Origin of the sequence: Dactylosporangium aurantiacum (assembly GCF_000716715.1) — a bacterium.
Taxonomy (GTDB): domain Bacteria; phylum Actinomycetota; class Actinomycetes; order Mycobacteriales; family Micromonosporaceae; genus Dactylosporangium; species Dactylosporangium aurantiacum.
Genome location: NZ_JNYJ01000082.1, coordinates 20,529 through 27,459 on the forward strand (window position 1 = coordinate 20,529; position 6,931 = coordinate 27,459).

General features: G+C 73.4%; 6 protein-coding genes. All 6 read left to right on the top strand.

The annotated features are described in order from the left end of the window. Window positions 1-241: 241 nt before the first annotated feature. Window positions 242-1,864 carry an ABC transporter substrate-binding protein gene (locus OP18_RS48275; RefSeq protein WP_033367147.1) on the top strand — a complete coding sequence of 541 codons (1,623 nt, stop codon included), beginning with the start codon at window positions 242-244 and terminating at the stop codon, window positions 1,862-1,864. A gap of 14 nt (window positions 1,865-1,878) precedes the next feature. Beyond that, window positions 1,879-2,799, top strand: coding sequence for an ABC transporter permease (locus tag OP18_RS48280; RefSeq protein ID WP_156090318.1), 921 nt, complete (start codon window positions 1,879-1,881; stop codon window positions 2,797-2,799). A 5-nt stretch (window positions 2,800-2,804) separates the two neighbouring features. After that, a complete protein-coding gene (locus OP18_RS48285; protein WP_033367149.1) occupies window positions 2,805-3,686 on the top strand; it encodes an ABC transporter permease in 882 nt (293 codons plus the stop codon). A gap of 1 nt (window position 3,687) precedes the next feature. Further along, a complete protein-coding gene (locus tag OP18_RS48290; protein WP_033367151.1) occupies window positions 3,688-5,280 on the top strand; it encodes a dipeptide ABC transporter ATP-binding protein in 1,593 nt (530 codons plus the stop codon). 243 nt (window positions 5,281-5,523) lie between these two features. Next, entirely contained in the window at window positions 5,524-6,600 is a 1,077-nt protein-coding gene (locus OP18_RS48295; protein WP_052388481.1) for a LacI family DNA-binding transcriptional regulator, read from the top strand. A 103-nt stretch (window positions 6,601-6,703) separates the two neighbouring features. Beyond that, on the top strand, window positions 6,704-6,931 hold a 228-nt coding region (locus tag OP18_RS48300), incomplete at its 3' end, for a glycosyl hydrolase 2 galactose-binding domain-containing protein (RefSeq protein ID WP_156090319.1).

The window sequence follows — 6,931 nt, forward strand, 5'->3', positions numbered from 1 at the left end:
CTGGCCAGACGGCTTGACCGCGGCGGTTTCGGCATGTGGTCCTCCGTTGATCCGGAGCGGGATTGCCGATTAATCCTACGTGGAAGATAGGGATTAATCCAGGGGTACGTGACGTGCCCGACAGGACCGCCCATCGACCGTTGACAGTCACGCACAGCCACTGCTGCACTGACCCGACGAGACGCCGCTGACCACCCGCGGCGCCGCCCTCCCCGACGCGAACTCCCACCGAGGATGTCCCATGCGTAGATACCTTGCGTCCCTTGCCGTCGCCGCATTGCTCCTCGGCGGCTGCAACGGCGCCGCCGCCGGGGACCCCGCGGCCGGCGCCGGCGCCCCCGTCCAGGGCGGCCGGCTCACCTGGGCGATCGAGACCGAGCCGATCACCTTCAACCCGCACCAGTACGCGCAGGCCAAGGCCCGCCTGCTGGTGTGGAACAGCTTCGAGGCGCTGCTGACCCACGACGACAAGGGCGGCTACCTGCCGTGGCTGGCGACGTCGTGGGAGGCCTCCGCCGACGGGCTCACGTACACGTTCAAGCTCCGCGACGGGGTCACCTTCCACGACGGCGAGAAGTTCGACGCCGCCGCGGTCAAGGCCAACCTCGACCAGCTGCTCGTCGCCGGCTACGCCCCGTCGGTGGCCACGACCCAGCTCAAGCACTTCAGGGACGCCCAGGTGATCGACGCCTCGACCCTCGTGGTCCACCTCAAGCAGCCCGACGTGCTGATCCTGGACTTCTTCGCCTCCCCGCAGGGCGCGCAGGTCTCGCCGAAGTCGCTCAAGAGCCCCGACCTGAAGGCCGGCGGGCCGTCGGTGGTCGGCACCGGGCCGTTCATCCTGGACCGCTACACCAAGGGCCAGGAGGTGCACTACACGAAGAACCCGGCCTACGCGTGGGCCCCCGCCAACGCCGGCCACCAGGGCCCCGCGTACCTCGACGAGGTCACCTACCGGTTCCTCAAGGAGTCCTCGGTCCGCGTCGGCGCCCTCACCTCCGGGCAGGTCGACGTCATCGAGGGCGTCCCGGCGACCGAGCAGGAGCTGGTCGGCAGCGACCGGAACCTGCGCTTCGCCAAGCAGCTCAACAGCGGCACCGCGTACAACCTGTACTTCAACCTGACCCACGCGCCGTTCGACGACATCCGGGTGCGCAAGGCGTTCCGCGACGCGGTCGACGTCGACGCCGTGCTGCGGGGCGTCTATCGCGGCACCGCGACCCGCGCCTGGAGCATCCTCAGCCCGTCCAGCCCGTTCTACGAGCCGTCGGTGGAGAAGACGTACGGCGACAACCCCGCCGAGGCGAACAAGCTGCTCGACGAGGCCGGCTGGAGCACCAGGGACGGCGAGGGGTTCCGTACCAGGGACGGCGAGCGGCTCACCGCACGGATCGTGCTGTCGGCGCCGTTCGTGCGGGACAAGCGCGACATCCTCGCCCAGGCCGTGCAGGCCGCGGTGAAGCAGAGCGCCGGCATCGACCTGCAGGTCAAGGTCGTCGACCAGGGCACCGCCACCGACGCGATCGCCAAGGGCGAGTTCGAGGTCTTCGACAACTCGCGCGCCGACACCGAGGCCGGCGCCGCGCTCAACCTGATCGTGCCGAAGGGCGCCCCGATCAACCGGCACGGCTACGTCGACCCCGAGCTGGAGCGGCTCGTCGCCGAGGCCGCGGCCACCAGCGACCAGGCCAAGCGGAAGGCGGCGTACTCGACCGTGCAGAAGACCCTGATCGACCAGGCGGTGCTGCTGCCGCTGTACGCGCCGGCGGACCAGGTCGCGACGCTGCTGAAGGTCGGCGGCGTGGGCTTCGAGCCGACGGCCGGCGTCCCCGGCAGCGCCTACAACGTGTGGATCGGCAGGTAGTCATGGGCGCGCCGATGCTGAAGCCGGTCCTGCGGCGGCTCGGCAGTGGGGCGGTGGTCCTGTGGGCCGCCGCCTCCGCGGCCTACCTCGCGCTGCGGCTCGCCCCCGGCGACACCGTCGACACCCTCGTCGGCGACGGCCCGGACACGCCGCAGATCCGCGCCCAGATCGCCCGGGACCTCGGCCTGGACCGGCCGGCGGTGGTGCAGTACCTGGACTACCTGTGGCGGCTGCTGCACGGTGACCTCGGCCGCTCCTACGTGCTGCAGCGCCCCGTCGTGGACGTGATCGGCAGCCAGGTGTGGCCGACGGTGAAGCTGACGCTGCTGGCGACCGCGTTCAGCGCCGTCATCGCCGTCGGCCTGGCGATCGTCACCGCCGGGCGGGCCCGCTGGCTGCGCGGGCTCGTCTCCGGTCTCGAGCTGTCCATCGTGTCCGCGCCCGGGTTCCTCATCGGCATCCTGCTGCTGAGCGTCTTCTCCTTCCAGCTCGGCTGGTTCCCGGTCTCCGGCGACCGGGACGCCTCCGCGCTGGTGCTGCCCGCGGTGGCGCTCGCCCTGCCGATCGGCGGGCTGCTCAGCCAGGTGATCCGCGAGGGACTGGAGCGGGCGCTCGACGAGCCGTTCGCGGTGACCGCCCGGGCCCGCGGCCTGACCCGGCTCGCGCTGCTGTGGCGGCACGCGCTGCGCCACGCGCTGCTGCCGGCGGTGACCCTGGCCGGCACGCTCATCGGGTTCCTGCTCAGCGCCGCCGTCATCGTCGAGCGGGTCTTCGGCCGGCCCGGCCTCGGCGAGGTCGCCACCGAAGCGGTGAGCGACAAGGACATCCCGGTGGTGCTGGCCGTGGTGATGCTCGCCGCCGCCATCTACGTGGTGCTCAGCACCCTCGCGGACCTGGCGTACCTGCTCATCGACCCGCGCCTGCGGAAAGGCTGACCGTCATGTCGATCGCACTGCCCGAGAGGACCACGCCGGTCCTCGCCGCCGAGGGCACCGGCGGACCGGTCGCGAAGGGCCGCCGGGTCCTCGCGCCGGGGCTGGTCGCCGCGTCGCTGGTGCTGCTGCTCGTCGCCGTCGCCGCCGTCGCGCCCAAGCTGCTCACCGGCGCCGACCCGCTCGCCGCCGACCCGCTGCACGCGCTGGAGGCGCCGAGCGGGGCGCACTGGTTCGGCACCGACCAGCTCGGCCGGGACGTGTTCACCAGGGTCGTGCACGGCGCCCGGTACTCCCTCAGCATCGGCGCCGTCGCGACCCTGCTGTCGGTGCTCGCCGGCGGTGTCGTCGGCCTGGTCGCCGGGCTGTCTCCGCGCGTGGTGGACGAGGCGCTCAGCCGCGCCCTCGACGTGCTGTCCGCGTTCCCGGAGGTGCTGCTGGCGCTGCTGTTCATCGCGTTCACCGAGCCGGGCACCCCCAGTCTCGTGATGGCGATCGCGCTGGCGTTCGCGCCGCGGTACGGCCGCATCGTGCGCGCCCAGACGCTGCTGGTGCGCCGCTCCGGCTACGTCGAGCAGGCCGTCACGTTCGGGTTCTCCCGGGCCCGGCTGGTGTGGCGGCACGTGCTGCCCAACGTGCTCGGGCCGCTGCCGATCCTCGCCACGATCGGGCTGGGCAGCGCGATCGTCAACGCCTCCGCCCTGTCGTTCCTCGGCATGGGGCCGCAGCCGCCGTCGCCGGAGTGGGGCGCGATGCTCGCCGAGAGCCGCAACTACCTGCGCGTCGCGTGGTGGGCGGCGATCCTGCCCGGCGCGACCCTCACCGTCGCCGTCATCTCGCTGACCGCCGTCGGCCGGCGGCTCCAGCGCCGCTTCGAGGGAAGGCGCTGACATGGCCCCGCTCGTCACCGTCGCCGACCTGCACGTCACGTTCCCCGGCCCGGCCCGCCCGGTACACGCCGTGCGGGGCGTCAGCTTCACCGTCGAACGCGGCGAGTGCGTCGCGATCGTCGGCGAGAGCGGCTCCGGCAAGAGCGTCACCGCCCGCAGCCTGGTCGGCCTCGCCGGCCCCGGCGCCGACGTCCGCGCCACCGCGCTGCACCTCGACGGCCACGACACCGCCGGCCACACCGACCGGGACTGGCGCCGGCTGCGCGGGCGGGTCGCCGGGCTCGTCCTGCAGGACGCCCTGGTCTGCCTCGACCCGCTCAACACCGTCGGGCAGGAGATCGGCGAGGTGCTGCGCACCCACCGGGTCGGCGCCGCCGCCACCCGCGACGCGCGGATCACCGCGCTGCTGGACGTGGTGCACGTGCCGGAGCCCGAGGCCCGCGCCCGCCAGTACCCGCACCAGCTGTCCGGCGGGCTGCGCCAGCGCGCCCTGATCGCCTCCGCGATCGCCGCCGACCCGCCGCTGCTCATCGCCGACGAGCCCACCACGGCGCTGGACGTCACCGTGCAGGCCCAGCTGCTGCGCCTGCTCGCCGAGCGCCGCGCGGCCGGCTCGACGCTGCTGCTGGTCAGCCACGACCTGGCCGTCGTCGCCGGCATCGCCGACCGGGTCCTCGTCATGCGCGACGGCGTCATCGTCGAGCAGGGCCCGACGCGGCGGATCCTGACCGCGCCCGAGCACGACTACACCAGGATGCTGCTGGCGGCCGTGCCGACCGCGGCGTCGCGCGGGCACCGGCTCAGCACCGCGACCCGCGAGCCGCTGCCGGCGCCGGCCGTCGAACCGGACCGGGTCGTGCTGCGCGCCGACGGGCTGCACAAGCGCTTCGGCGCCCGGCACGCCGTCGACGGCGTCAGCTTCACCCTCGCCCGCGGCGAGATCCTCGGCGTCGTCGGCGAGTCCGGCTCCGGCAAGACCACCGTGGCCCGCATCGCCCTGGGCCTGCTCGAGCCCGACAGCGGCACCGTCCACCTCGGACAGACCCGGTGGACCGGGGTCGCGGAGCGGCGGCGGCGCCCGCACCGGCGGCGGCTCCAGGTCGTCTCGCAGGACCCGCTCAGCTCGTTCGACCCCCGGTACACCGTGGAGAAGCTCGTCGGCGAGCCGCTCGACCTGCGCGGGCCGGCCCGCCGGGACCGGGTCGTGGAGCTGCTCGAACGGGTCGGTCTCGGCGCGGCGCACCTGCGCCGGCACCCCCGGCAGCTGTCCGGTGGGCAGCGGCAGCGGGTCGCGATCGCCCGCGCCGTCGGCCCCCGCCCGGACGTGCTCGTCTGCGACGAGCCGGTGTCGGCGCTGGACGTGTCGGTGCAGGCGCAGGTGCTGGACCTCCTCGCCGACCTGCGCGCCGCCGACGGCACGGCGCTGCTGTTCATCTCCCACGACCTCGGCGTCATCCACCACCTAGCGGACCGGGTCCTCGTCATGCACGACGGCCGGGTCGTCGAGCACGGGCCGGTCCAGGACGTGTTCGACCGGCCGCGGGACCCGTACACGCGGACCCTGCTCGCCGCGCTCCCGGTCCTCACCACCTGACCATCCACTCAACGCCGCGGAGGAATCCGACGCACACCCTGGACAACCCGGCGTGGGCCGCGCTGACCGGCCCGCACCGGCGGTTCGCCGAGCGGGTCGGTGCCGCCGTGCGCTACCGGAGCCGCGGGAGCATCTGGAGCTGCCCCCGCTGTGAAGCGCCCCGGGCATGTACCCTCACGTGCAGTGAACTGAGGCGGGCAGCCATGACGACGCGGCCCGGGCACGGAGCAGGCGGGAGCACAGGTGGCCGCAGCAGCGAAGGACACCGGCGCGGAGGCGACCGGCCAGGCGCGGGTCACGATCCGCCAGGTCGCCGTCCACGCCGGGGTGTCCGAGGCAGCGGTGTCGTATGCGCTCAACAACCGTCCGGGCGTGTCGGAGCAGACCCGGGCCCGGGTCCTCGCCGCCGCCCGGGACCTCGGCTGGGCGCCCAACATCGCGGCCCGCTCGCTGGGCACCGCGAAGGCCAACGCGGTCGGGCTCGTGCTGGTCCGGCCGCCCCGGGTCATGATCGTCGACTCATGGTTCACGCAGATGCTCAGCGGCGTGGAGGCCGAGCTCAACCGCAACGACATCGCCCTGGTGCTGCACCTCGTCGACCGGATCGAGGACACCATCGACGTGTACCGCAAATGGTGGGCGGGCCGGCACGTCGACGGGGTGATCCTGACCGACCTGCGCAAGGACGACCCGCGGCTGGACGCGCTGGTCGAGATCGGCCTGCCCGCGGCGGTCATCGGCGGCAAGCCCGGCCTCGACGGCTGCAGCACGGTCGACGCCGACGTGGCCGGCACCGCCCGCGCCATCGTCGGCTACCTGCGGGCCCTCGGGCACCGCACGATCGCGCGGGTCGCCGGCACCGAGGAGCTGTTCCACACCGGGCAGCGCGACGCCGCGTACCTCGACGCGCTCGACCACGCCGGCCTCGACCGCGACCGGTACCGGGTCGTCTACACCAACTACAGCGCCGTCGACGGCATGCGGGCCATGCGGGAGCTGATGAGCGGCGCCGAGCCGCCGACCGCCGTCGTGTTCGACAACGACGTCATGGCCGCCGCGTCGCTGAAGGTCGCGCACGAGATGGGCCTGTCCGTGCCGGAGGACGTGTCGGTCGTCGCCTGGGACGACTCCGACCTGTGCCAGATCACCGTCCCGGCGATCACGGCCGTGCAGCAGACGCCGGCGCTGCAGGCGGAGCTCGCCGCGCGGGCCCTGCTCGCCACGATCAACGGCGGCGAGATCAGCCATGTGACGCTGCAGCCGGGCACCCTGACCGCCCGGCAGTCGACCCGGCCGCTGCGCGCGGGCCGCACCAGCTGACCGTTTCGCAAGCGCTTCAGCACCGTCCCGGTTGACACTCCTTACAGTGCCGCCATAGGGTCATGCCTCGTCGACTTATCCGGTTCAGTCACGGGGAGTGCTCATGTCTGTCCTGCGTCCGCTGCACACCGGGTGGACGCTGCGCGCGGCCGGACCGGCCCCGCACGGCGACGCTCCCGTCCCGGCGACCGTGCCGGGCTGCGTGCACACCGACCTCCTCGCCGCTGGACTGATTCCTGACCCGTACCTGGACGACAACGAGGTGGCGTTGTCGTGGATCGGTCGGACGGCGTGGGTGTACGAGACGACGTTCGACGCGGACCTGGCCGGT